Source organism: Microvirga alba (assembly GCF_015694465.1).
Lineage (GTDB): Bacteria > Pseudomonadota > Alphaproteobacteria > Rhizobiales > Beijerinckiaceae > Microvirga > Microvirga alba.
This window is the reverse complement of the sequence record NZ_JADQDO010000009.1, coordinates 42,078-66,216: the sequence shown is the minus strand read 5'-3', so window position 1 is coordinate 66,216 and position 24,139 is coordinate 42,078. Positions and strand designations below refer to the sequence as shown.

Genomic DNA, 24,139 nt, shown 5'->3' with positions numbered 1-24,139 from the left:
TCCTGTCATGGCCGGGCTTGCTCCGGCCATCTCGATCGGATGAGCGCCTCGCCCATCGAGATCACCGGGACAAGCCTGGTGATGACATAGGGGAAGGTCCCTCACGCCGACGGCATCAGCCCCGCGCGAGGCGCTTGTCGTATTCGCCTTCCATCGTCGCAAACGTCGCCCAGAAGGGCTGCGGAACCTTGCCGTTCAAGCAGTCGGCGAGAATGCCGAGATGGGTGTGCCAGCCGCCCGCGACGTTGAGCATGGCCCCCCGGTCGCCGAGCCGACGATGGGTCAGCACCAGCAGAACCTGATCGCCGCGCGGGGTCAGCTCGAAGGTGACCTCCGAGGCTTCCTCAGTCTCCCCACCCCAGCTGTGGCTGAGGAGCCGAGGCGGCTCGCAGCGAGTGACCCGGCCCGTCAAATTCACCTCGTCCTCGAACTTCTTGTACTTGTCGGGGACGACTTCCGGCGTCGGCGACAAATCGGTGTTGTGGAAGCGGAGTGCGACCGGGCCGCCGACGCGGAGTTCCATCGGTCCAGACGCGAGCCATTTCCCGCGCTTGTCCGAATCCGTGAGATAGGCCCAGACCCGCTCGATCGGCCCGGGAAGCACACGCTCGAAGCGGATCGTGCCGGGCTCGGTGACAGTGCCGTAGTCAATCATCGCATCCTCCTGATGGGGTCGTCGTTTCGGGCTTTTTCAGCTCGCGCTCCAACGCGTCGAGCCGTTCGCCCCAGAAGCGCTCGTAGAAGCGCAGCCACTCATCGGCCGCTTCGAGCGGTGCGGGCTCGAGGCGACAGATGTGGGTTCGTCCCCGGACGGTCCGGCGGACCAGCCCGGCATTTTCAAGCGTGCGCACATGTTTCGATGCCCCGGCGAAGGACATCTGGAACGGCGCAGCCAGTTCGCCAACGCTTTGCTCGCCCTCCGCGAGACGGCGCAGCATGTGCCGCCGGGTCGGGTCGGCGAGGGCGTGGAATACGGCGTCGAGGTGATGAGTCTGATGTTGAACCATGTGGTTGAATATAGCAGTGTCCGATAGATATTCAACCAATTAGTTTAGCAACTGATCCCCCGAGTGCTCGCCGGAAGCTGTGCAACGATTTTTCCGGTTCGCGACAGGGGACGGGCAGCGCGGTAATTTGTCCCGATTCTGATGTGAAGAGCCGAGGGGGCCGCCTGTCATGAGTTTCGACCCAGCCGCATTCCGGCATCAGGTCCTGGCCGTCCTCGATGGTCATGCACGGGCCTTTGACGTCCCGACGGAACGGCACGCGGTGCTGCGCGGCCAGATCGCAGGCGCCGACGACATCCACCTCCGGCGGACCTTTCCCGGCCACATCACCACGTCCGCCATTGTCCTCGATGGGGAAGGGCGACAGACATTGCTGATCCGCCACCGTTCCCTCGGGCGCTGGCTGCAGCCGGGCGGCCATTACGAAGCGCCTGAGGAACTCGCGGTCTCGGCGTTGCGCGAGGCCGTCGAGGAAACCGGGTTATCGACCCTTGCTGTCGATCCCTGGCACGAGATCTCTGGCCTTCCCATCGACATCGACAGCCACCTCATTCCCGCCAGCCCCGAGCGGGACGAGCCGGAGCATTGGCATCATGACATCCGCTACGTCGTCCGTGCCGAGGCGGGCGAAAGCCTGCGGCCCGACTTCGCGGAAGTGGAGGGCGCCGCTTGGCATGACCTGACGGCGCTGGGGGAAATCGCGCCGTGCGTGCTGCGCAATCTGCGCCAGGCCGGGCTGATCGGCGGGTGAGGGGCGCGACGCGTAGCTCTCGTCCGGGCGCTTCGTCGCACCTAGAGTTTGATCATGTCTCTTCGAAACATGATCAAACTGCAGATTCCTTATCGCCGCATGATCCGGGCGAACAACCGGTTTCCACTTATTCTGATCATGCTCTAACAAATGACGGGACCGTTCTTACATCAGTCTCCGACATCCGAGGTTCGAAGGAGGCTCTTTCATGAACGACCAGGAACGCGAGGTCATTTCCGATATTTTTCGCCGCCTCGAACAAGTGGCGAACCAGCCGCGCGATCCCGAGGCCGAACGCTTCATCGCCGATAAGCTGCGTGAACAACCTTACGCGCCCTATGCCATGGCGCAGGCGGTTTTCGTTCAGGAGCAGGCGCTGAAGAACCTTCAGGCCACGGTCGAGCAACTGCGCGCGGAGCTCGAACAGGCACGCCGTCAACCGCAGGCGCAGGGCGGCTTCCTGTCCGGCCTCTTCGGCGGCGGGGCCCGCCCGCCGGAGCCGGACTACCGTGAGCCTCCGCGTCAGGCGTCGCCGTGGGGCAATCCCAATCCTCCACCTCCGCCGCAGCAGCCCTATGGCGGCCCGCAGGGCGGCATGATGGGTGGAGCGCCTGGACCGTGGGGCGGCGGCATGATGCAGCAACGCGGTGGTGGCGGCGGCTTCCTGCAAGGCGCATTGTCGACCGCAGCGGGCGTCGCGGGCGGCGTGATGATCGCGAATGCGCTGTCGCACGCCTTCGGCGGCGGTGGTCAGGCGGCTGTCGGTGAAAAGAACGCCTTCGCGGATCTCGGGGGCGACAAGGGCGGCTCCTCCGATCAGGCCAGCATTACCGATTCCCTTTACCCGACACCGCAGACGGCTCAGGACGAGCAGGACGACTACTCCGACATGGGTGGCGACAACGGGGATGACGGCGACTGGATTTAAGTGGCTGTCCCGGTTTCGAAACGCCCGCCATCGGCGGGCGTTTTTTAATGTCCGGCGGTCTTGGAAAACAGATTGATGACCAGAACGCCCGCAAGGATCAGCGCCATGCCGATGACGGCGGGCAGATCGAGCGACTGCCGATAGACGAACCAGCCCACCAGCGCGATCAAGACAATGCCGAAGCCGGACCACAGGGCGTAGGCGATGCCGACCGGGATCGTCCGCAGAGTGAGGGACAGGAAATAGAAGGCGAGCCCATAGCCGACGATGACGATGATCGTGGGCCAGAGACGCGAAAAGCCCTCCGACGCCTTCAGGGCCGAGGTGGCGACGACTTCGCAGATGATGGCGGCAAACAGATAGACATAGTTCATGGCGGCGCGGTGCGTCCGGATTGAGTGGAGGGCCATGGTCGGCCTGGGCCATCCTGCGTGATAACGTATTCGATCATCCTATCCGTTTGTATAGGGTCTTTTGAAAAGTTGTTGCGATAGAATTAATTTAGTCATATAGCTATATAATTAAATAGTATGTTGCGCTATATTATTGTAAATAAGATTTTTGTTGCCGAATTATTGATGTTTTGTTCTGAATTTGGCCTCAAATAGTTGTAACAATATCCATCAAAGCCCACGCTATCCGAACGAAAAGGGAACAACTCGCGGCGCATATGCGCTGCGCCGGGACGAGGGGCGCGGATGAGCGCCGCGAGAACGTCGATCCGCGCCGAGCGTCGAGAAAAAAAATCAGATCACCAGCACCTGAGCGCCGACCGGGACCCGGTTGTAGAGATCGATCACGTCCTTGTTCAGCATGCGGATGCAACCGGAAGAGACGGCCTTGCCGATGGTGTCGGGCTCGTTCGTGCCGTGGATGCGATAGAGTGTGGAGCCGAGATAGAGGGCGCGCGCGCCGAGCGGGTTGTCGGGTCCGCCGTCCATGTGTTCCGGCAGATCCGGGCGGCGCTTCAGCATCTCCTTGGGCGGACGCCAATCCGGCCATTCCCGTTTATCGCTGACCAAATGGCGCCCGGCCCACTCGAAACCGGGACGGCCGACCCCGATGCCGTAGCGGATCGCCCGGCCGCCGTCCTGAATCAGGTAGAGAAATCTCGACGGCGTATCGATGATGATGGTGCCCGGGCTTTCCTTCCCGTTATAGGCCACGGTCTGCCGCTGGAATTTCGGCGAAATCGCGTAGCCGAGGGTCGTGTCGTAGCCCGACCCATTCCCGTAATCATGCGGCAGGGATGCGGTTCTTCCCCAAGGGAGGCGGGCTTCATACGGAGAACCCGTCATCGGATCGACCGGCGCGGCCTGATAATACGCGCGGGCGCGAGAGGATGACCGGGCGGCGGGCGGATAAGCCGGCTCGTAGCCGTCGCGCGTCTGGGCATAGGGATAATAGCCATAGCCGGGGACCACGAGCAAGTTGCCATAGGCATCACGCGGAGCGCCGCCATAGGGGCTCCGCACGGTGGCTGGCTGTGCGAAGCTCGTGGTCGGGATCGCGAGGGTGAGAAGGAGAGTGGAGCAAGGAAGCCAAGCGCGCATCGAAGCATCCTTTCAGGTGACTTTATTCGACGACCAACGCTTCAATTCTTGCCCGGAAGATGGACTGAAGTTGGGCGCGTCCCTCAGCCGGCTTTTCTGTAGGCAGGATGCAGACCAGGGGTGTTGTGCCCAAAAAAGTGATGTAAGACGCCCCTGGCCTTCATCGCGAGAGGGATTCCATCCCGGAATCCCTCCAAATCGGCGAGACATCATGCAATTCGGACCCGCCTCACGGGCCGCCGCGGGCATCGCGGTTTTGTCCATCATGGACGCGGTCATCAAGGCGATGGCCGCCCACTACCCGATCTTCCAGGTCGCTTTCCTGCGCTTCGCCTGCGGCTCCATCATCGCGGTCGGCGTCGTGCTCGCGATGCGTCCCGGCTGGCCGAGCCGCGAAACCGTCGTCGCGAACATGGCGCGCTCGGTCATCGCGGTCACGACGGCGGTCAGCTTCTTCTACGCGCTCGGCCAATTACCGCTCGCCGAAACGCTCGTGCTGTCGTTCCTTTCGCCCATGTTCGTTGCCCTGTTCGGCCTGCTGCTGCTGAAGGAAAGGGTCGACAGCCGTGTCCTGATGGCGATCGCGGTTGGTTTTGGCGGCACGCTTATCGTCGTGCTGGGACAGACGGAGCAGGCGGGGGCGACGCGCTCCTGGTCTGGTGTCGCGGCGGCCTTGGCGTCGGCCATCGCCTATGCCTTCAGCCTCGTCCTGCTGCGCCAGAGGGCGTTACGGGACAAGTTCCTGCACATCGTCCTGTTCCAGAATATCGGACCCGCCCTTCTGGTTTCCGGCTTCGGGATTTTCTTCTGGCAGCCGGTTGAGCCGGTCCACTTCGCCTGGTTCATGGTCATGGGCGTGTTGGGCGTGATCGGCCATATCCTCATGGCGACGGCCTATGCCAAGGCCGAGGCCGCCCGTCTGGCGCCGCTCGAATACACCGCCCTGATCTGGGCGGCCCTCATCGGCTACGGCGTGTTCAGCGAAATTCCGACCTGGGCCACCCTCGGCGGCGGATTGCTGATCGTGCTGGCGGCCCTTTTGGCGTCGCGGCGCTAGGTCGTCCTCTGCCAGGGCATGCGTTAACCCTGAAAGTCAAAGAAAGCCGCCGTTTCCGGCATCCCGTCGTCCGCCTCTCCTATTCATTGGGAAGGACGTCTTGACTCCCGACAGGGCCGTACTTATTTCGCAAATCATTAGCACTCGTCACCCGACAGTGCTAACAGCAACAGACCAGGACGCGGCCATTGGGGGCTGCGCTAACAGTCGAAGAGGAAGTTCCATGAAGTTCCGTCCGCTGCACGACCGTGTCGTCGTTCGCCGCCTTGAGAGCGAAGAGAAGACCAAGGGCGGCATTATCATCCCGGACACCGCCAAGGAAAAGCCGCAAGAGGGCGAAGTCGTCGCCGTCGGCTCCGGCGCTCGTGACGAGAGCGGCAAGCTCGTTGCCCTCGACGTCAAGAAGGGCGACCGCGTTCTGTTCGGCAAGTGGTCCGGCACGGAAGTGAAGATCGATGGCCAGGATCTCCTGATCATGAAGGAATCCGACATCATGGGCGTGATCGCGAAGTAATTTCGCGCCGTCTTCAAATCTCTTTATCCCTTTCAGCTAACTGGAGGCTCAGCCTATGGCTGCTAAAGACGTGAAATTCGGCGGCGAAGCCCGCGAGAAGATGCTCCGCGGTGTCGACATCCTCGCCGACGCGGTGAAGGTCACCCTCGGCCCGAAGGGCCGCAACGTCGTGATCGAGAAGTCCTTCGGCGCTCCGCGCATCACCAAGGACGGTGTGACCGTTGCCAAGGAAATCGAGCTTGCCGACAAGTTCGAGAACATGGGCGCTCAGATGGTCCGCGAGGTCGCCTCGAAGACCAACGACATCGCCGGTGACGGCACCACCACCGCGACGGTTCTGGCTCAGTCCATCGTCCGCGAAGGCGCCAAGTCGGTTGCAGCCGGCATGAACCCGATGGACCTGAAGCGCGGTATCGATCTCGCCGCCGCCGAAGCCGTCAAGGACATCCAGGCGCGCGCCAAGAAGGTGAAGTCGTCGGATGAGGTTGCCCAGGTCGGCACCATTTCCGCCAACGGCGACAAGGACATCGGCGAGATGATCGCCCATGCCATGCAGAAGGTCGGCAACGAGGGTGTCATCACCGTCGAGGAAGCCAAGACCGCCGAGACCGAACTCGACGTCGTCGAAGGCATGCAGTTCGACCGCGGCTACCTCTCCCCGTACTTCATCACGAACGCGGAGAAGATGGTTGCCGAGCTCGAGGACCCCTACATCCTCATCCACGAGAAGAAGCTCTCCTCGCTGCAGTCGCTGCTCCCGATTCTGGAAGCCGTGGTGCAGACCGGCAAGCCGCTCCTCATCATCGCTGAGGACGTGGAAGGCGAGGCTCTTGCGACCCTCGTCGTCAACAAGCTGCGTGGCGGCCTCAAGATCGCTGCGGTCAAGGCTCCGGGCTTCGGCGACCGCCGCAAGGCCATGCTCGAGGACATCGCGATCCTCACCGCCGGCCAGACGATCTCCGAAGACCTCGGCATCAAGCTCGAGACCGTGACCCTCCCGATGCTCGGCCGCGCCAAGCGCGTTCGCATCGAGAAGGAAAACACCACGATCATCGACGGCGCCGGCAAGAAGAAGGACATCGAAGGTCGCGTCGCTCAGATCAAGGCGCAGATCGAAGAGACCACTTCGGACTACGATCGTGAGAAGCTCCAGGAGCGTCTCGCCAAGCTCGCTGGCGGCGTCGCGGTGATCCGCGTCGGCGGCGCGACCGAGATCGAGGTGAAGGAGAAGAAGGATCGCGTTGACGATGCTCTGAACGCCACCCGCGCTGCGGTTGAAGAAGGCATCGTTCCCGGCGGTGGCACGGCTCTGCTGCGCGCCAAGGCTGCGGTTTCGAAGCTCAAGACCGACAACCCCGACGTCCAGGCCGGTATCAACATCGTCCTGCGCGCGCTCGAGGCTCCGATCCGTCAGATCGCCGAGAACGCGGGCGTCGAAGGCTCGATCGTCGTTGGCAAGATCAACGACAACAAGTCGGCCACCTACGGCTTCAACGCGCAGACCGAAGAGTTCGTGGACATGCTCCAGGCCGGTATCGTCGATCCGGCGAAGGTCGTGCGCACGGCTCTGCAGGACGCGGCTTCGGTGGCTGGTCTCCTCGTGACGACCGAAGCCATGGTCGCCGAGCTTCCGCGCAAGGAATCCGCTCCGGCAATGCCGGGCGGCGGCATGGGCGGCATGGACTTCTAAGAAGCCCCTAAAAAGCCGCCCACCACTCAAGAAAGCTCAAGTCCGGCAGGCCGGACTTGAGTGGCGGCATGGACTTTCAACTCCAAGCGTACAGCTTGAACAAGAAAGGCCCCGGAGCGATCCGGGGCCTTTTTATTGGCGCGTCATGCGTCAGGACATTCGCCTAGCCGCGGCTCGCGAGCGCGAGTGCCATCCGGGTTGAGCGTCATGACGAGCACGACAGGGGTGCCAAAGTAGAGCACCGACGGCGTGATAACCCGATGGGCTGAGGCAGTCGTGGTTTCTGTAAGATCGATGTCAGTGAGCATGGGACTTTCGGGCGATTGTTGGAAAGTCCGCACAGGCTGGCAGAACGGCTGCGCAAGGGCACCCGGGAACGCTTCGTTGCAGGCCGAAGCGTTCGTGGACCTATTCAGTTGCTCATGCCTTGAACCGCCACGCCTCATAGCCTCGCGCGAGGACGTAGCTGACGAGGGTCAGCAGGGCGAGGATTCCATCGGCGATGGCCGTGACCGGTGCATCAAGAGCGGCGGTTCCGAGGATGGAGACGGCAAAGATCGCCATTCCCGCCTTGTGCAGGAACACGAGTTCCCACAGGCCGGGCAATCGTCGCGGATAGATGGCCAGGAGCGCGAACAGGCCGGCGAAGAGAAAGAAGCCGAGGCATCGCCACGCCTCGACGATTTTGCCGCTCGCCGCCGCCGTGCCGACCGCCGGGATCGCCGAGACGAAGGCGCTCAGGGCCGCGACTGCGCACAGCCCCATAATGACGGCGGCCACATGCTCTTTTCTCGTCGCCATAGTGACGCTCTCCTCGGTTGTTCATGTATTGATAACAAACGCCGAGGTTTCTGGGGAGCCTTCCCGCAAGTGGCTTGATTGCCCCTTTACCGCCCCGCCGCCGCTTGTCTTGACAGCTCGGGGAGCCATTACTGATGGGTGGGTGCGGGCACGCTTGCGCGCAATCCGAAGAGGGAGCGGAGACGAGGGTGACACTTCCGGCGGCATCGCAACTTCGGGACTGGCTGGTTAACCGCCGCGCCGAGCTTCGCCTGGCGCTTCGCGTTACCATCGCGGGAGCCGTCGCCTTCATTCTGGCTCACGCCTTTTCCTTGACTCAGGGCTATTGGGCCGTGATCACGGCGGTCATCGTCATGCAGGCGAGCGTCGGCGGTTCTCTCAAGGCGGCGATCGATCGCTTCCTCGGGACATTCGCGGGCGCGCTCTACGGCGCGGCGGTCGCCGCTTTCATCCCGCATGGCTCGGTTGTCCAATTGGGAGGCGCGGTGGTGGCGGCCCTTGCGCCGCTGGCGTTCCTCGCTGCCGTCAGGACGAGCTTTCGCGTGGCGCCCATTACGGCGTTGATCGTTCTGCTTGGGACGTCGGTCCAAACGCTTGGCCCACTGGCATCGGCCATCGAGCGGGTGTTTGAAATCACCCTCGGCAATGTGGTCGGCGTCACCGTCGCTCTGTTCGTTCTGCCCGCGCGGGCCCATACATTGCTGACGGAATCCGCGGCCCAGGTTGTGCGCCTCAACGCTCAGCTGATGGCGGCGCTGATGAATGCGCTCGTCGCGGAGTCCGGCGGCCCTGTCGGTGTTGCGCCTCTGCACGCCAGCATTCGCGCCAGTCTCAAACAGGTCGAGACCGCTGCCGACGAAGCCTCGCGCGAGCGCAAGACGCATTTGACCGACGCGCCGGATCCCGAGCCGCTGGTGCGGACGCTCTACCGTGTGCGGCACGACTTCGTGATGATCGGTCGAGCGGCATCCGGCCCGCTGCCCGGCGCGCTTCGCGACCGGCTGCAACCTTTCATTCTCACGATCCGCGACACGGCCTGCGCCCTCCTGACCGAACTTGGCGACGCGCTGCAGATGCGCGCGCCTCCTCCGACATCCGATGCCATCGATGCAAGCCTCGCGGACTATGCGAAAGAGATGGATGCGTTGCGAACGGAACACCTCATCGAAGATCTGCCGAGTGACGCAATCGGGCGTCTCTATGCCCTGCAATTCGCCTTTGAGCAGTTCCGACAAGATCTCGACGACCTGACCGCGCGGACGCACGAAATGGCGCTGCGAGATCGTCGGGATGGGGAAACGGGTGAGGCGTCCTAGAACTTGATCATGTCGATTTGAAACATGATCAAGCTCCGGATTCCTTATTGCCGCATGATCCTGGCGAACAACCGGTTTCCACTTGTTCTGATCATGCTCTAGAGGGTCAGCGAAAGTTGCGGCGTGATTGCGGCCTTGGTCTCGTGCGCCAACAGCCAGCGCTTGCGCTCGATCCCGCCGCCATAGCCCGTGAGCGTGCCGTTCGCACCGACCACACGATGACATGGCACCACGATTCCGACCGGGTTCGCGCCGTTGGCAAGCCCGACCGCGCGCACAGCGGATGGTTGATCGATGCGGCGCGCGAGTTCGGAATAGGAAATGGTGACGCCGCAAGGGATGTCACGCAAAGCCGCCCAGACCTTCCGTTGAAACGGCGTTCCGGCCGTCTCGACCGGCAGATCGTCGATGATGCCGAGATCACCATTGAAATAGGCGATCATCGCGGTCGTAAAGCCTCCCGGATCGCGCGCCGGGTCAAGTGTGAAACCATGCTCGCCATATTGACGCCGCAAGAGCAGAAGCAGGCGCGCTTCGTGATCGGTCCAATCGACCACACGCAAACGCCCGTCACTGTCCGCGATCACGACGAGTTCGCCGATGGGCGTGTCCGTTCGGTCGATGAAAAGGCGCAGGGTGTCAGCCATTCTGCAACTCCCGTGCATTCGGTTTCATTCCTGGGTCGGCGGCCCACAGATGTTGCGCGGCGTAGGCCCGCCACGGCCGCCAGGGCTCGGCCCGTTGCAGAAGATCCGCTGGCGTCGGCCGGTTGCCGGTGTCGATGGCAGCGCCTCGGAGCAGCCCGATATCGCTTGCGGGAAAGGCGTCGGTTTCGCGCAAGACCCGCAGCGCGATGTATTGCGCCGTCCATTCCCCGATGCCACGAATGCTGCGAAGGCGCGTGATGGCTTCTTCGATCGTTCCGAAGGGGCGAAACAGGTCGCGGTCCGCAAGCGCTGCTTCCGCGAGCGCCGTCAGTGCCGCCCGCCGCGCGCCGGGCATGCCGAGAGTGCTCAGATCAGCCGCCGCGACGCGCTCGGGCGAGGGGAAGGTGCGGGATAGCGCGGCGTGAATGCGCTCCTTGTCGGACAGCGTCTCGCCGCACAAGGCCACCAATTGGCCGGCAAGCCGCCGTGCTGCGACGACAGTCACCTGCTGCCCGAGGATGGCGCGCACCGCCAGTTCAAAACCGTCCCATCCGCCCGGCGCGCGCAGGCCCGGCCGCTGCGCGACGAGTTGTGCCAGGAATGGGTCGCGTGAAAGATGCGTGCCGATGGTTTCGATATCCGCGCCTACATCGAAGACCCGCCGCACGCGCGCCAGGATCGCGGGAAGCGCACGCACGCAAGGGAAGTGGATCGTGACGGACAGGCTGTCGTGTTCAGGGTCATGACGAACCTCGACCGTGCCGTGTTGGCCATCATGCGAGACGGCGCGCCGGTATATGTCGTCCGCGACCTCTTCGACCCCGTCGATGGCGCGCGCTTCGAGATAGGCCAGTATCGCGGCCCAGTCGTAGGGCGGCCGATAGCGCAGGCGAAGCGTCACGCCCGCTTCCGAATGGGCCGACAGGTCCGTCGCGGTCTTGCGCCGCAGCTCGCTCGGCGGCCGGCGAAACAGGGCGTGAAAGGTTTCGTTGAAGCGTCTCACGCTGCCGAAGCCCGCCGCGAGCGCGACCTCCGCCATCGGCATCCGGGTTTCGTGTATCAATTGCTTGGCGAAGAGAACTCGCCGCGTCTGGGCGACCGCAATCGGGGACGCGCCGAGATGCTGCTTGAACAAACGGCGAAGTTGACGCTCGCCAAGACCGAGGCGCTCGGCCAAAGCTTCGACACCGGCCTCGCCGCCGTCAAGCGCACCATCCGCAATCAAAGCCAAGGCGCGCGAGACCGTGTTGGAGGTGCCGCGCCACGAGCCGAAATCCGGCGCAGTTTCCGGGCGGCAACGCAGGCAGGGCCGCAACCCCGTCTCCTGCGCCGCGGCGGCGGATGCGAAGAAGCGGCAATTCTCGAGTTTGGGCGTTTGTGCTGGGCAGACCGGGCGACAATAGATGCCCGTCGATGTCACGCCGACGAACAACCGCCCGTCGAAACGCGGATCGCGGGTTTGAAGAACTCGGTAGCAGGCGTCGCGGTTGAGAAGGTCCATAAGCGGACCTTCTCACATTTCATCAAACCGCGCTCGCGGTTTTCGGACATGACCGTTTGAGCCGGGCGCTTAAGCCGCCTGCTTCACCAGGCCCTCGGCGATGAGCGCTTCTTGCACCTTCGGACGGGCGCTGACGCGCTCCATGAACGCCTTAAGGTTGGCATAGGCTGAAATATCCATGCCAAGGAAATTGACCCAGTTCACGACCGTGAACAGGTAGGCGTCGGCGACGGTGAACTGCGAACCGGTGAGATAGGGCTGGTTCGCCAGCGTCTTGTCGAGATAGGCGAACCGCGTCGCCAGCCTGTCCTTGGACGTCTGCTTCGTCGCTTCCGGAGTGTCGGGCTTCCACAGGGGCGCGAAGCCCTTGTGAACCTCGGAGCTGATGAAGGCGAGCCATTCCTGCAGGCGATAGCGCTCCATCGTGCCGTTGGCGGGCGCAAGCTTCGCGTCCGGGCTCTTGTCTGCCAGGAACTGAACGAGGGCCGCAACCTCCGTCATCGTCGCGCCGTCCTGCAGCGTGAGGGCAGGGACATAGCCCTTTGGGTTCACGGCGGCGAAATCCGCGCCGGTCTCGGTCTTGCGTGCGGCCAGATCAACTTTTTCGAGGGTGATCGGGAGGTTTCCCTCGCGGGCGGTGATGTGGACGGCGAGAGAGCAGGCGCCGGGAGCGTAGTAGAGCTTCATGCTTGCGTTCCTTGCGGGAGTGACCAATTTGGAGTGAGTATTTCAATGCAAGTGCATCGATATAGACACACTTGCCTTTCGGCGTCAAATTTGATGCAATTGCATGAGAACGAGAAAGGGTTTGCGGCAATGCAAATGCCATCGGAGGCGACCCAGGACGTCTGGATCCGCCTCAACTGCGCGCAACGCCGGGTGAAGGCGAGCATCGAGGCCGCCTTGAGGGAGGCCGGTTTTCCTTGTCTGGATTGGTACGGCGTGTTGCTTCACCTGAAGCGCGATGAGAATGGCCGCCTGTCTCCCCGCGAGATCGAGCGCGGATTGCTGTTCGAGCAATACAACCTGTCGCGTCTGCTCGACCGCATGGAAACGGAAGGACTCGTGCGCCGCATCCCTTATCCGGGCGATAAGCGCCGACAACTGGTCGAAATCACCGAGCGCGGGCGAGACCTGCAAAAGCGCATGTGGCCGGTCTACGGCGCGGCGATCGACCGGTTCGTCGGCTCGCAATTCGCGGACACCGAGACCGAGCAACTGGCCTCGCTCCTCGGCAGGCTCTAGCGCGAGCAGGCTGCGGGCTTTGGCCTTGTCGCCGAAGCTGGAAAACCCATCTCTTCCGGAGGATGTCGCGTCGAAACGGCCCCATGCGGGCGACGGCAGTCGGTGGCGGAGGCCGGGGCCAACGAGGTCGCGGGTGTGAGACAGTTTCTTCGTGCCGGGTTCCGCCGAAGCGCCCTATGCGCCATCGCGACCGTATCTCTCCTGTCCTTTCATTCCACCCATTTGCCGCCAGCTCTAGCCCAGAGCGCCCCGGCGGCGCGTTCGGGCGCGGTCTCGATCCGCACGCCTGATTTCGACGAGACGATCCGCTGGTATCAGAACAATCTCGGCTTTCGCCTGATCGCGTCTCGAAACCTGGTTCCGGGACGATCGGCCGTGCTGGAGCGCAATGGGTCTTTCCTCGAGGTCACGGAGGCCGACCATCCGATGCCGCCAGGTGGCGAGGTCCCGGGGGTCACGCCTGTTCCCGTCATCACGCTCCTGGTACCGGACGTGGACGAGGAGGTCGAGCGCCTGCGAGCGCGCGGGGTCGAGATCCTCCAGCCGCCTCAGGATGAACTCGGCGGTTCCTACCGCACAGCCCAGATCCGCGACAATGGCCGTCATCGGATCGAACTCCGCGAGCCGCTTGGCTCATTGGGAAGCTTCCATGCCGAGGGGCGTTGATCGGCGCGCCTCGGTGATTGTCGCGATACCCCCTTTTGGCCCGCGCGAGGCAATTCCTTGGCGGGGAGCGTGACTGGCGAGGCACTTCGTTCGATGTTATTATGTTTTGAACCGTCGCGAATTTGCATCCACAGAGATTCCAGATTGCATCGGAAAGACAGGCGATGAGACTGGGGGAGCAGCATGCCGACATGGGGTGGTTGGAAGGCTGACCAGTCGAAGCCCCGCGATGGTGACACCGAGGCGGGGGACCAGAGTTATCGCACGCTCATCGAACTCAGTCCGGATGCCCTGATCGTGCACGACGGACAATCCGTCCTTCTGGCGAACCCGGCCATGGCCCGTCTCGTGGGGGCCCAGCACCATAACGGGGTTGTCGGATGCGCGCTGGCTGATTTCGTCGCGCCGTCTTCCCAGGCGCTCGTCGAAGAACGCATCCAGCACATGCATCAAACCTCCCCTGTGCCGTTGGCCGATGAGACCTGGCGGCGGTTCGATGGTTCGGAGGTCGAGGTTGAGGTCGCCGCCGCACCAATGCCCTGGATCAGCGCGCGCGCGGCGATGGTCATCGCGCGCGATGTGACGGAGCGGCGTCGGCTGGAGGCGGAGCGAGAGACGCTCCTGGCGGAAAAGGAACTCTTGATGCGAGAGGTCCATCACCGCGTTGGCAACAGCCTGCAACTGGTCCAGGGAATGCTGAACCTGCAGGCTCGTGGCAGCGGGGATGAAGCCGTCCGTTTCCAGCTTCACGAGGCTGCTGCGCGGATCGGTACAATCGGCACCTTGCACAGCAGGCTTCAGAAGGGCAGCTCCACGGTCGAGTGTGAGGTGAAGGCCTATATCGAAGGCGTGATGTCCGATCTGCGCATCTCGCTCGGCGAGACCTATAAGCGACAGATCGTCCTCGACGCCGGCGATGCGTATGGCATTTTCCTGAAAGCCGATCTGCTCGTGGCCCTCGGTCTCATCGCGGCAGAGGGGGTGACGAACTCGATCAAGCACGGCGAGGGCCACATCCGGGTCCGCGTCATGCGGGGTGGGGCCAATCTTGAAATGACGATCGAGGATGACGGCCCGGGCCTTCCCATCGGCTTCGATCCGCTGCGTGACGGCCAGGGTCTGGGTATGCGGATGATCGCCTCCCTGGCGCAATCCCGCGGCGGCAAGATCGAGGTCGGGGCGGGAAGCCGCATCACCGCCTTTCTTCCGTTGTCGGGCACGCGCAAGGACGCCATGCCGAACGGGTGACCGGGCTCACGCGGCCCGGCCACCCCTTTCGCAAAAAGAGGTCGCTCGTTCTTATCGCGGAGCCGACTTCACCTCAGCGTCCCACTTCTTGAGCAAGCGCGTGCGCTCCGCGACGGAACCGTATTTCGGCACGTCGTAGTTGATGAGCTTCATCTCGGCGAGCTTCGGCGCATCCGGCGAAATCGCGGCGCTCTTGTTGGACGGGATCGAGTAGATCTTCAGATCCGCGCCGACGAGTTTCTGCGCCTCGGCGGAGAGCGACCAATCGACGAATTTCTGCGCCAGTTCCGTATTCTTGCCGCCCTTCACGATGGACACGGAGCCGGTCTCGTAGCCCGTGCCTTCGCACGGAGCGACGGTCTTCACCGGCGCGCCCTCGGCGATCATCGTCACCATGTCGTGCATGAAGGCGATGCCGATGGCGGTTTCGCCGAGCGCGACCGCCTTGACGGGGGCTGCACCCGACTTGGTGTATTGATTGACGTTCTTGTGCAGGGCCTTCATGTACTCGAACGACTTGTCCTCGCCCATGAGCTGCACGAGGGTCGCCAGCATCACATAGGCTGTGCCGGACGAGTTCGGATCCGACACCTGAACTTCATCGCGATATTTCGGATCGAGCAGGTCGGCCCAGCATTTCGGCTCAGGCAGGCCGCGGCTCGCCAGGATCTTCGTGTTGTAGCCGAAGCCGAGCGCACCGAGATAAGTGCCGGTGGCGCGATAGCCCGATTGTTGCGCGAAGCGTGACGCCCAATCGTGGAGTTCCGGCAGCATCGGCGACTTGTACTCGACGGTCAGCCCTTCCTCGGCACCCTGGATGTGGGAATCGCCGGGGCCGCCCCACCACACATCGGCGCGCGGATTCGCGGCCTCGGCGCGAATCTGGGCCAGCGCTTCGCCGGTGCTCTTGCGCACCATTGTCACCTTGGCGCCCGTCGCCTTCTCGAAGGCGGCGACGCCGACGCGGCATTGCTCTTCCAGAATCGAGCAATAGATCGTCAGCGGTGCTTGAGCCTGAGCCGCGAGCGGCGCAGCGCTGACAGCGGCCGTAAGGGCCAAACCGAACAAGGATAGGCGCATTCTTTTCCTCCTGAAGGCCGGCCTTGGCGGCCGGCTTATATTCCGAAGCGGAATGACGGCGATCAGGACCATTAGCCGGCTTCTTGTCAAGCTGCTCGGGCGCGCACGGCGCGTCGAACGAAAAAAGCCGGCCCCTGGCGGGACCGGCCTGCATGCGCGCATGTAGCGATAGAGCGGCTTACCAGCTCGTCAGCACTGCGCCTTTGAACGTCTCGTCAACGAACTTCTTCACTTCGGGTGTATGGTAGGATTCGACGAGGGCCTTCACCCACGGCTTGTCCTTGTCCTCGGCGCGCACGGCGATGATGTTGACGTAGGGACCCTTCGGATTCTCGCGGGTCAGCGCGTCCTTGACCGGATCGAGGCCGGCCTGCGTGGCGTAGTTGGTGTTGATGACGGCGGCGTCCACGTCGTCAAGCACGCGCGGAGCCTGAGCCGCGTCGATCTCGACGAATTTCAGCTTCTTCGCATTCTCGGTGATGTCGATGACGGTGGGCTTGAAGCCGACGCCGTCTTTGAGCTTCAATAGGCCCTTGTCCTGCAACAGCAGCAGCGCGCGACCGCCATTGGTGGGATCGTTCGGGATCGCGATGGTCGCGCCGTTGGGGAGCGCGTCGAAAGCTTTGTGCTTCTTGGAATACACGCCGATGGGGAAGTTCACGGTGGAGGCCACGGTCTCGATCTTGTAGCCGCGGTCGGCCTTCTGGTTGTCGAGATAGGGCTGGTGCTGGAACGAATTCGCTTCCAATTCGCCGGCGGCGAGTGCGGCGTTCGGCACCACGTAATCGGAGAACTCGACGATCTTCAGGTCGAGGCCCTTCTGCGCCGCGATGGGCTTAACGGCTTCCAGGATCTGCGCGTGCGGACCGGGCGTCACGCCGATGCGGATCGTTTGCGTCTGCGCGGCGGCGGGAAGCGCTGCGAGTGCGAAGAGGGCGGCGAAGCCCAGTTTCTTGAGTGACATCAGAAGGCTCCTTGGATGAAGGTATAAAGAGATCAAGCGTGACGGATGCGCTTGTTGAGATGCCGCGCCAGCCGGTCGCCGATGCTCTGCACGGCCTGAACCAGCACGATGAGGACGACGACAACGGCGAGCATCATGTCGGGCATGAAACGCTGGTAGCCGTAGCGGATGCCGAGATCGCCCAAGCCGCCGCCGCCGACCGCGCCGACCATGGCGGAGAAGCCGAGAAGCGACACGACCGCAAGCGTGAGGCCGAGCACAATGCCGGGCAGGGCCTCTGGGATCAGCACTTTCAGCACGATCTGCAACGGGCTTGCGCCAAACGCGCGGGCGGCTTCGATGAGACCCTGGTCCACCTCGCGGATCGCGCCTTCGATGAGGCGCGCGATGAACGGCGTGGCGGCGACCGTTAGCGGCACGATGGCGGCGTTGGTGCCGATCGAGGTGCCCGCGATCAGGCGCGTGAAGGGAATGATCGCCACGACGAGGATGATGAAGGGCGTCGAGCGCGTGGCGTTGACGATGGCGCCGAGCACGCGGTTCACCCAGGGTGCTGCGTAAAGTTCGCCCTTGCCGCTGGTGGCGAGAAACACGCCGAGCGGCAGGCCGAACAGAGTGCCGATCGCCGCCGAAACGGCGACCATGTAGAGCGTTTCGCCGGTCGAGGCGGCGATGAGGCGGATCATCTCAGGCGACATGGCCCAGCACCTCCGTGTCGAGACCGTATTGCTTCAGGAAGTCGAGGGTTCGCGCCAGCGAGCCGACCGGCACCCCGATGACGAGGGTACCGCAGGGACGGCCCGCGATCTCATCCACGGACCCGGCGAGAATATTCGCCTCGATGTTGAGATCGCGTGCGAGCCGCGCCAGCACCGGATCGGTCGCGTGCGGCCCGCGAAAGCCGATGCGCAAGACAGCCTGACCGCCGGCGACCGGCTCGGCCTGCAGGCGGCTCGCCACATAAGGCGGCAGCGCGCGTCCGGCTTCATCCGCGAGGAACGAGCGCGTTACTTCATGCTGCGGGCGCGTGAACACGTCGAACACGTCGCCCTGCTCGACGATGTGCCCGCCCTCGATCACCGCGACCTCGCGGGCGATGGAGCGGATCACCGCCATCTCGTGCGTGATGAGCAGGATGGTGAGGCCAAGCTCGGCATTGATGCGCGCGAGCAGATCGAGGATCGAGCGGGTGGTTTCCGGATCGAGCGCGGAGGTCGCCTCGTCCGAGAGCAGCACCTTCGGCTTGGTGGCGAGAGCGCGGGCGATGCCGACGCGCTGCTTCTGGCCGCCGGACAATTCGGACGGGTAGCGGTTGCGCTTGTCGGTGAGGCCGACCAGCGCCAGCAATTCCTCGACACGCGCCTTGACCGCCGCCCTGTCGTAGCCCGCGACCTCAAGCGGCAGGGCGATGTTCTGTGCCGCCGTGCGCGAGGAAAGCAGATTGAAGTGCTGGAAGATCATGCCGATGGAGCGGCGGGCATGGCGCAGGGATTTCTCCGGAAGCACCGCGATGTCCGCGCCGTCGACGATCACCCGGCCCGAGCTTGGCTTTTCCAGTCCGTTGACCAGACGTATCAGGGTCGACTTGCCCGCGCCCGAACGACCGATGACGCCGAGGATCGAGCCTTGCTGGACGGAGAGGTTGATCTCGCCGAGCGCCGTGACGGGCGAACCATCGCGACCCGCGAAGATCTTCGAGACCTTCTCCAGGCGCACGATGGGGTCCGCCGGGACGAGGCGTTGCAGCGGCTGATCGCCGAGATATCCGATGGGGGCGTTCATGGATCCGCCTTGGGTCAGTCGTTGTGCAGTTGCGAAGACATGGGCCATATTGTTCTATATGTCAACTTTTTCGTTCTTTAAACAGGATAGTATGGTATGAAGAACGCCTTCCCATCCGCGCAAAGCTGGCGCCAGACCGGGCGATGATGACCGGGTCCATGTCGTCACAGTCTTCAGAATGCGGAACTTTCACCTTTCTTTCGCCACGTGCGCGGGTGATCGCGCATCGAGATCCGTCTCGGAGAGGTCATGCGCTGACACGGTCTTTGCACTCGCTCGCTCACATTTGAGCGCGATCTGGAAAGGCAACCGGATTCCCCTTGGCCGGATCATGCTTTAGACAGACCCAAGTGGGTTTTTGCTCCAGTGAGCTTTTGAGGACGATACGTATGATTCAGGCCAGCATCGTGGCGGCAGCCGTCGGTCTCGCCCTTCTCGCCTTGCAGGTCAGCGGCACGGACATCTCGATCCTGCTGCCCCTAGCGATGCTGGGCTTGGGTGTTGCGTTGTTCCTCGCCCGGGACATGCCGAAATTCCTCAAGGTATTTCTTTCGGTCCTGGCGGGCCTCGAGGGCATTCTCGTTGCCCTGAGCCTCGCCCAGGCCTTCGATGCCGTGCCGGAGATGCTGGTGAATTATGTGCCGCCTGCCTCGATGCCGGTCGGCGCGACGATTTTCGCCTTCGTGATTTTCGGCGTGTCGCGCATCCCGGTGATCCGGACGATCATGCGGATCGCGGACCGTTATTTCACCTCCCACGCGTCGAGCGAGATCCGCCTCCCGCTCATCGGCACGGTTCGCGCCTCCGAGGGCGCCATCGGCACGGCGCTGCTTGCCTTTCTGATCGCCATCAATCTGGGACAGGTCGCCCTCAGCGTTCGGTTGAACTTCTTCAGCCGCGACATGTTCAACGCCCTTCAGGAAAAGGATGCCGGGGCGTTCTGGTATCAGCTTTTCTGGGTCTTCGTGCCCTTGGCTGCGGTGTTCATTTCCGTGGCGCTGGTCGAGATCGTATCGCAATACGTGCTGCGCATCCGCTGGCGCGGCTTCCTCAACCGGCTCTATGTGAGTGAATGGTTGGGCGAAGGAACTCACTATCGCATGCAACTCGCCGGCCACGCGGCGGACAACCCCGACCAGCGTATCGCGGACGATCTGAAAAGCTACATCGACCAGACCTACACACTCTCCATCGGTCTGCTGAACCAATCCGCGACGCTCGTCTCCTTCATCGCCATCCTGTGGGCGCTGTCCCAAGGCTTCACGTTGCCTGGCACGGATATCCCGGTCCCCGGCCTGCTGGTCTGGGTCTGCATCGCCTACGCGCTTCTCGGGACATGGCTGACCCATGTCATCGGCCGTCCGCTCATCAACCTCTACTTCCAGCAGGAGCGGGTGGAGGCTGACTATCGATTTTCGCTGGCGCGTCTGCGCGAATATACCGAGCAGGTCGCCCTTCTCGGCGGCGAGACGGCGGAGCAGCACGCGTTGAACGGCCGCTTCGGCATGATCGTTCGCAACTTCATGCAGATCGTCCGCCGCGTCATGCGGCTGCAGGTGTTCCAGTCGACCTACTTCCAGGCCAATGTGGTGGTGCCCTACATCCTGACCGCGCCGTATTTTTTCATCGGCAAGATCACGCTGGGCCAGATGCAGCAGACGGTCGGCGCGTTTTCGAGTGTCCAAAGCGCGCTCGACTTCTTCATCACGTCCTACTCCACCATCGCCAACTACAAAGCGGTGGTCGATCGTCTGACCACCTTCGAGGCCGCCGTGGAGGCTGTGCGCCAGAAGGGTGGCAAGGAGCGCGTGTCGCTCGCTCCCTCCCACAATGGCGATCTCAACGTCGCGGGGCTTGAGGTGGCGCTGCCGGATGGCCGCGTGCTGATGAAGGCTGACGGCGTCGCGTTCCGTCAGGGCGAGGCGACCCTGCTCACGGGTCCGTCGGGCTCGGGCAAATCGACCCTGTTCCGCGCGATCTCCGGAATCTGGCCGTTCGGCACGGGGCAGATCCTGGTGCCGGACGGGCAGAGCATGATGCTCCTGCCGCAGCGGCCCTACATTCCGATGGGAACGCTACGCGCCGCCGTGACCTATCCCGGCGCGCATGCGGATTATGACGACGCCGCGATCAAGGAGGCACTGCGCGCGGCGAAGCTGCCAACTCTTGCCGACCGCCTCGACGAGGAGCGCGCCTGGGCACAGACTCTGTCGCTCGGCGAGCAACAGCGCCTCGCCATCGCCCGGGCGTTGCTGGCCAAGCCCGATTGGCTGTTCCTGGACGAAGCGACCGCCGCGCTCGACGAGCCGACGGAAGCGGAGATCTATGCGGTCATCCGGGAGAAGCTGCCGGAGACCACGGTCGTCTCCATCGGCCACCGCTCGACGCTCTCCGCCTTCCACGACCGGCGCATCGACATGACGATGACGGAAGACGGTCTCTACGCGCCTGTCGAGAAGCGCCAGCCCCAACCGGCGGAGTAGGGGGCGCGCTGATCGGAGGCCAGCCTCGTTTGTCCTCACCGGCCTTGTGCCGGTGATCCCGATTGCGTGCCGCGTTTCACTTCATCGCGAAGGCGGGGACGGGCGCGGCCGCGCACCGGGGATGACGCCGCAAAAAAATGGCCGGCACAAGGGCCGGCCATCGCATAACGGTGGAGGAAGAACGCTTACAGCGCCCGGTCGAACCGCAACTCGCCGTTCTGGGTCCTGATGATCAGCGTCTGTCCCTCGATGTTCCACTTGGCCGAGGTGCGCAAAGCCACGAGGAAAGCCTGCTCGATGGCCATCACGGCCTTGTCGCAGGACTTCTTGGTCAGGGCGAAGGGGCCGACGGCGAGGCCCTGCTCGCGCAGGGGATAGGCGGTGGCCGAATAATTGTTGCAGCCGCCGAAGCCGCGGGCACGCAATTGGTCGTCGAGCGCAAAGCTCGGACGGTCGCCGCTGAAGGGCTTGCCGTTGAGGCTGACCGCCGTCCAGGACGAGCCGAGGGGGAAGATCTTGTCCCGCTGACTCGGTTGCGGAACCTTGGCGTCCACCTGACGCGTCGGGCCCGCAGGTCGGCCGGGGACCGTCGATGTCTCGGCTTGAGCGACCGACACAGTTGCGAAGGCGGCCAGGAGCGCCGCAAGTCGAAGCGCGTTCATCAGAACCTCGTGAACAGAAAACGTCGGGACCATAAGGGGCCTTGCGCCGGGAGGCAACGCCCCTTGCGCTTCGTCTTGGTGCATGATCCGCCGAATTGAGAACAGGTCGGCGGCAACATCTTCGCCTTCAGCCCATCCGACCCAACAGCCGCTCGGTGAGGGCGTTCGTCGGGCGGAAGAGATAGTCGAAGGTTCGCACCGTGATGTCCTGGGCTCCGATCGCTTGCAGCCCGGCCACGATCTCGAACACCGTCGAGACCTTGCAATGCAGCACCACTTCCCGACCCGTAGGCTGGCCGAAGGGAAGGGACGCGCCGAATTGCTGCGCGAGGGACGACAGCCCCGAAACCCGGGACGGATCGAGCGCCGCGCGCACCTCGCGGCTCGTGCGTGCCTCTTCCTCCGCCGCGATGCGGGTGAGCACCGCTGTGGCGGCCTTGAGCGCTTTGTCGGTCCAGGCGGCGCGGGCGGAGGCGACAAGGTTGGCCTCCGAGCGCAGGATCAGCCCGTCATCGAGAATTTTCAGGGCGTTGGCCTTCAAGGTCGCGCCGGTCGTGGTGATGTCGACCACGATCTCCGCCGAGCCCGCGCCGGGGGCGCCCTCGGTAGCGCCCAGGCTCTCGACGATGAGGTAATCGGAAATGCCTCGCTCGGCGAAGAAACGGCGCGTGAGATTCACGTATTTCGTCGCGACCCGCAGCTTGCGACCGTGGCGGGCGCGCATGTCGGCGGCCACCTCGTCGAGATCCGCCATGGTGCGCACATCGATCCAGGCCTGCGGCACCGCGACGATCACATTGGCGTAGCCGAAGCCGAGGGGTGTCAGCAACTCGACCGCGTCGTCGGCGTCAGGGATTTGCTCGCGGATCAGGTCCTCGCCGGTGATGCCGAGATGGGCCGCGCCGCTCGCGAGCTGGCTGACGATCTCGGAGGCGGAGACAAATGCTACTTCCACATCCGGCACGCCGGTGAGAGTGCCGCGATAATCGAGCGCGCCGCGCGATTGCGAGAACACCAGACCCGCGCGGGCGAAGAACGCCGCCGCGTTTTCCTGCAGGCGTCCCTTGGAGGGGACGGCCAGGATCAGGGGAGAATCGGTCATCAGGGCCTCCCCACGATGCGGTCGAGCCAGAAGGAACAACCGACCGCCGGAATCGGGGCGGTGGCCCCCAGGTGATCCAGCAGCCGGTCATAGCGCCCGCCGCCGACGATGGGCTTGCCGTCGCTGCGCTTGGGGTCCTGCACTTCGAAGATGAAGCCCGTGTAGTAATCGAGGTTGCGGGCGAATGTGGCGGCAAACGAGAATGCGCTCACATCGAGGCCGCGTGCAGCCATGAAGCCGGTGCGCTCCTCGAAGGCGCTCACGGCCGCGCTCAGGTCGAGACCGGCATCCTTGGCCAGATTCTTGACCGCCTGGATCGCCTGATCGGGGTCGCCGGCAATGGCGAGATAGCGCTCCAGCACGTCGCGGGCCGCATCGGCGAGGCCGGACCGATTGGCGGCGCGGGCAAGGAAACGCTCGGCGATTTCGCCTGCGCTGCGTCCGCCGACGCGGGCGATGCCCGCGATGGAGAGAATGTCCTCCACGAAAGCCTTGGCCGCATGGGGCGCCTGGCCCTCGATGGCGGCGAGAAGGCCCGCATGTTCCTGCTGGGTCTGGCCCTCCGGCTCGCTCAGGCTCGCCAGCCCCTGGCCGGACACGATGGCGCGGATGACCCGACGCTTGGCTGCGGGCGCCACGCCCAGCGCGTCGATGAGCGCATGGAGCAGCCCCATATCGCCGAGCTTCACACGGTAGGAGGTCTGCCCGAGCTGCTCGAGGCCCTCAAGCGCGAGACCGAGGATCTCGGCGTCGGCGGCGGAGGCGTCCACCCGGCCGATGGACTCGAGACCGGCCTGCAGGAATTCGCCGCTCTCGCCCGCACGCATGCGGAAGACCGGGCCGCCATAGGAATAGCCCGCCGGTTGCGCGCCGTGGTGGGTGAGATGCCCGAGGCAGACGGGAATGGTGTATTCGGGCCTGAGGCAAAGCTCGGTCCCCGAGGCATCCTGCGTGACGAACATGCGCCGCCGAATATCCTCGCCCGACAGGTCGATGAACATGTCCGCCGGCTGCAGAACAGCCGGCTCGACGCGCGCATAGCCCTCGCGCTCAAACAGCGCGATCAGCGCGATAATGGCATCCGTCTCCGTCACTGGCGTCGTCCAAATTCCTTTGTCCGCATGCTCTCTAGCAATGCTTGA

Annotated in this window: 25 protein-coding genes; 10 read left to right on the top strand and 15 right to left on the bottom strand. The window is 63.8% G+C overall.

The genetic code is table 11. The features are described from left to right. Positions 1-115: 115 nt before the first annotated feature. Both I2H38_RS16455 and I2H38_RS16450 read right to left on the bottom strand, forming a co-directional pair. Complete coding sequence (locus I2H38_RS16455; protein WP_196272959.1) at positions 116-655, bottom strand: SRPBCC family protein; 540 nt, start codon at positions 653-655, stop codon at positions 116-118. Beyond that, positions 648-1,007, bottom strand: a complete 360-nt coding sequence (locus I2H38_RS16450) for an ArsR/SmtB family transcription factor (protein WP_196272958.1) — start codon at positions 1,005-1,007, stop codon at positions 648-650. Before I2H38_RS16450 ends, I2H38_RS16455 begins: the two co-directional genes overlap by 8 nt. A gap of 169 nt (positions 1,008-1,176) precedes the next feature. On the opposite strand from I2H38_RS16450, the gene I2H38_RS16445 reads away from it, so the two are divergent. Together I2H38_RS16445 and I2H38_RS16440 are read left to right on the top strand one after the other, a co-directional pair. Further along, positions 1,177-1,758 (top strand): NUDIX hydrolase, encoded by a 582-nt coding sequence (locus I2H38_RS16445; protein ID WP_196272957.1) that lies wholly within the window; start codon positions 1,177-1,179, stop codon positions 1,756-1,758. A gap of 208 nt (positions 1,759-1,966) precedes the next feature. Further along, complete coding sequence (locus I2H38_RS16440; protein WP_196272956.1) at positions 1,967-2,686, top strand: DUF2076 domain-containing protein; 720 nt, start codon at positions 1,967-1,969, stop codon at positions 2,684-2,686. 44 nt (positions 2,687-2,730) lie between these two features. Here I2H38_RS16440 and I2H38_RS16435 read toward each other — a convergent pair whose 3' ends face one another. Together I2H38_RS16435 and I2H38_RS16430 are read right to left on the bottom strand one after the other, a co-directional pair. Then, positions 2,731-3,060 carry a DMT family transporter gene (locus I2H38_RS16435; RefSeq protein WP_196273067.1) on the bottom strand — a complete coding sequence of 110 codons (330 nt, stop codon included), beginning with the start codon at positions 3,058-3,060 and terminating at the stop codon, positions 2,731-2,733. Positions 3,061-3,432: 372 nt separating this feature from the next. Further along, on the bottom strand, positions 3,433-4,239 hold the full coding sequence (locus I2H38_RS16430; RefSeq protein ID WP_229426755.1) for a L,D-transpeptidase: 807 nt from the start codon (positions 4,237-4,239) through the stop codon (positions 3,433-3,435). A 211-nt stretch (positions 4,240-4,450) separates the two neighbouring features. Here I2H38_RS16430 and I2H38_RS16425 point away from each other — a divergent pair, with 211 nt between their 5' ends. The 3 genes from I2H38_RS16425 to groL all read left to right on the top strand — a co-directional run bounded on the left by I2H38_RS16425 (position 4,451) and on the right by groL (position 7,500). Beyond that, a complete protein-coding gene (locus tag I2H38_RS16425; RefSeq protein ID WP_196272955.1) occupies positions 4,451-5,296 on the top strand; it encodes a DMT family transporter in 846 nt (281 codons plus the stop codon). Between the two features lie 223 nt (positions 5,297-5,519). Further along, the gene (groES, locus tag I2H38_RS16420) at positions 5,520-5,810 is read left to right on the top strand and encodes a co-chaperone GroES (RefSeq protein ID WP_167673971.1); all 291 of its coding nucleotides are present in this window, start codon (positions 5,520-5,522) and stop codon (positions 5,808-5,810) included. A gap of 55 nt (positions 5,811-5,865) precedes the next feature. Next, on the top strand, positions 5,866-7,500 hold the full coding sequence (groL, locus tag I2H38_RS16415) for a chaperonin GroEL (RefSeq protein WP_196272954.1): 1,635 nt from the start codon (positions 5,866-5,868) through the stop codon (positions 7,498-7,500). A 420-nt stretch (positions 7,501-7,920) separates the two neighbouring features. Here groL and I2H38_RS16410 read toward each other — a convergent pair whose 3' ends face one another. Further along, positions 7,921-8,301: a hypothetical protein gene (locus tag I2H38_RS16410; RefSeq protein ID WP_196272953.1), complete on the bottom strand. Its 381-nt coding sequence runs from the start codon at positions 8,299-8,301 to the stop codon at positions 7,921-7,923. A gap of 188 nt (positions 8,302-8,489) precedes the next feature. On the opposite strand from I2H38_RS16410, the gene I2H38_RS16405 reads away from it, so the two are divergent. Then, positions 8,490-9,617, top strand: coding sequence for an FUSC family protein (locus I2H38_RS16405; RefSeq protein ID WP_196272952.1), 1,128 nt, complete (start codon positions 8,490-8,492; stop codon positions 9,615-9,617). Between the two features lie 98 nt (positions 9,618-9,715). Here I2H38_RS16405 and ogt read toward each other — a convergent pair whose 3' ends face one another. From ogt to gstA, 3 genes are all read right to left on the bottom strand, one after another. After that, positions 9,716-10,264 carry a methylated-DNA--[protein]-cysteine S-methyltransferase gene (ogt, locus tag I2H38_RS16400; protein WP_196272951.1) on the bottom strand — a complete coding sequence of 183 codons (549 nt, stop codon included), beginning with the start codon at positions 10,262-10,264 and terminating at the stop codon, positions 9,716-9,718. Then, the gene (locus tag I2H38_RS16395) at positions 10,257-11,765 is read right to left on the bottom strand and encodes a DNA-3-methyladenine glycosylase 2 family protein (RefSeq protein WP_196272950.1); all 1,509 of its coding nucleotides are present in this window, start codon (positions 11,763-11,765) and stop codon (positions 10,257-10,259) included. The genes ogt and I2H38_RS16395 overlap by 8 nt, the downstream gene beginning before the upstream one ends. Before the next feature lie 69 nt (positions 11,766-11,834). Beyond that, entirely contained in the window at positions 11,835-12,452 is a 618-nt protein-coding gene (gene gstA / locus I2H38_RS16390) for a glutathione transferase GstA (protein WP_196272949.1), read from the bottom strand. Between the two features lie 129 nt (positions 12,453-12,581). Between gstA and I2H38_RS16385 the strand changes: the two genes are divergently transcribed. The 3 genes from I2H38_RS16385 (at position 12,582) to I2H38_RS16375 (ending at position 14,924) form a co-directional block, all read left to right on the top strand. Further along, positions 12,582-13,010 carry a MarR family winged helix-turn-helix transcriptional regulator gene (locus tag I2H38_RS16385; protein ID WP_196272948.1) on the top strand — a complete coding sequence of 143 codons (429 nt, stop codon included), beginning with the start codon at positions 12,582-12,584 and terminating at the stop codon, positions 13,008-13,010. A gap of 135 nt (positions 13,011-13,145) precedes the next feature. Then, positions 13,146-13,676, top strand: coding sequence for a VOC family protein (locus tag I2H38_RS16380; protein ID WP_196272947.1), 531 nt, complete (start codon positions 13,146-13,148; stop codon positions 13,674-13,676). Positions 13,677-13,859: 183 nt separating this feature from the next. Beyond that, positions 13,860-14,924 (top strand): sensor histidine kinase, encoded by a 1,065-nt coding sequence (locus I2H38_RS16375; RefSeq protein WP_196272946.1) that lies wholly within the window; start codon positions 13,860-13,862, stop codon positions 14,922-14,924. A 51-nt stretch (positions 14,925-14,975) separates the two neighbouring features. Here I2H38_RS16375 and I2H38_RS16370 read toward each other — a convergent pair whose 3' ends face one another. From I2H38_RS16370 to I2H38_RS16355, 4 genes are all read right to left on the bottom strand, one after another. After that, positions 14,976-16,004 carry an ABC transporter substrate-binding protein gene (locus I2H38_RS16370; RefSeq protein ID WP_196272945.1) on the bottom strand — a complete coding sequence of 343 codons (1,029 nt, stop codon included), beginning with the start codon at positions 16,002-16,004 and terminating at the stop codon, positions 14,976-14,978. Between the two features lie 178 nt (positions 16,005-16,182). After that, a complete protein-coding gene (locus I2H38_RS16365) occupies positions 16,183-16,968 on the bottom strand; it encodes a MetQ/NlpA family ABC transporter substrate-binding protein (protein ID WP_196272944.1) in 786 nt (261 codons plus the stop codon). A gap of 32 nt (positions 16,969-17,000) precedes the next feature. Continuing rightward, positions 17,001-17,666, bottom strand: a complete 666-nt coding sequence (locus I2H38_RS16360; RefSeq protein WP_196272943.1) for a methionine ABC transporter permease — start codon at positions 17,664-17,666, stop codon at positions 17,001-17,003. Then, positions 17,656-18,750 (bottom strand): methionine ABC transporter ATP-binding protein, encoded by a 1,095-nt coding sequence (locus I2H38_RS16355; RefSeq protein ID WP_196272942.1) that lies wholly within the window; start codon positions 18,748-18,750, stop codon positions 17,656-17,658. The genes I2H38_RS16360 and I2H38_RS16355 overlap by 11 nt, the downstream gene beginning before the upstream one ends. Positions 18,751-19,139: 389 nt before the next feature. On the opposite strand from I2H38_RS16355, the gene I2H38_RS16350 reads away from it, so the two are divergent. Further along, positions 19,140-21,233: an ABC transporter ATP-binding protein/permease gene (locus tag I2H38_RS16350; RefSeq protein WP_196272941.1), complete on the top strand. Its 2,094-nt coding sequence runs from the start codon at positions 19,140-19,142 to the stop codon at positions 21,231-21,233. Positions 21,234-21,418: 185 nt separating this feature from the next. Here the strand turns inward: I2H38_RS16350 and I2H38_RS16345 are convergent, their stop codons facing one another. From I2H38_RS16345 to I2H38_RS16335, 3 genes are all read right to left on the bottom strand, one after another. Continuing rightward, positions 21,419-21,895 carry an META domain-containing protein gene (locus I2H38_RS16345; protein WP_196272940.1) on the bottom strand — a complete coding sequence of 159 codons (477 nt, stop codon included), beginning with the start codon at positions 21,893-21,895 and terminating at the stop codon, positions 21,419-21,421. A gap of 127 nt (positions 21,896-22,022) precedes the next feature. Further along, the gene (gene hisG, locus I2H38_RS16340) at positions 22,023-22,997 is read right to left on the bottom strand and encodes an ATP phosphoribosyltransferase (RefSeq protein WP_196272939.1); all 975 of its coding nucleotides are present in this window, start codon (positions 22,995-22,997) and stop codon (positions 22,023-22,025) included. Then, on the bottom strand, positions 22,997-24,091 hold the full coding sequence (locus tag I2H38_RS16335; protein ID WP_196272938.1) for an ATP phosphoribosyltransferase regulatory subunit: 1,095 nt from the start codon (positions 24,089-24,091) through the stop codon (positions 22,997-22,999). Before I2H38_RS16335 ends, hisG begins: the two co-directional genes overlap by 1 nt. Positions 24,092-24,139: the final 48 nt, after the last annotated feature.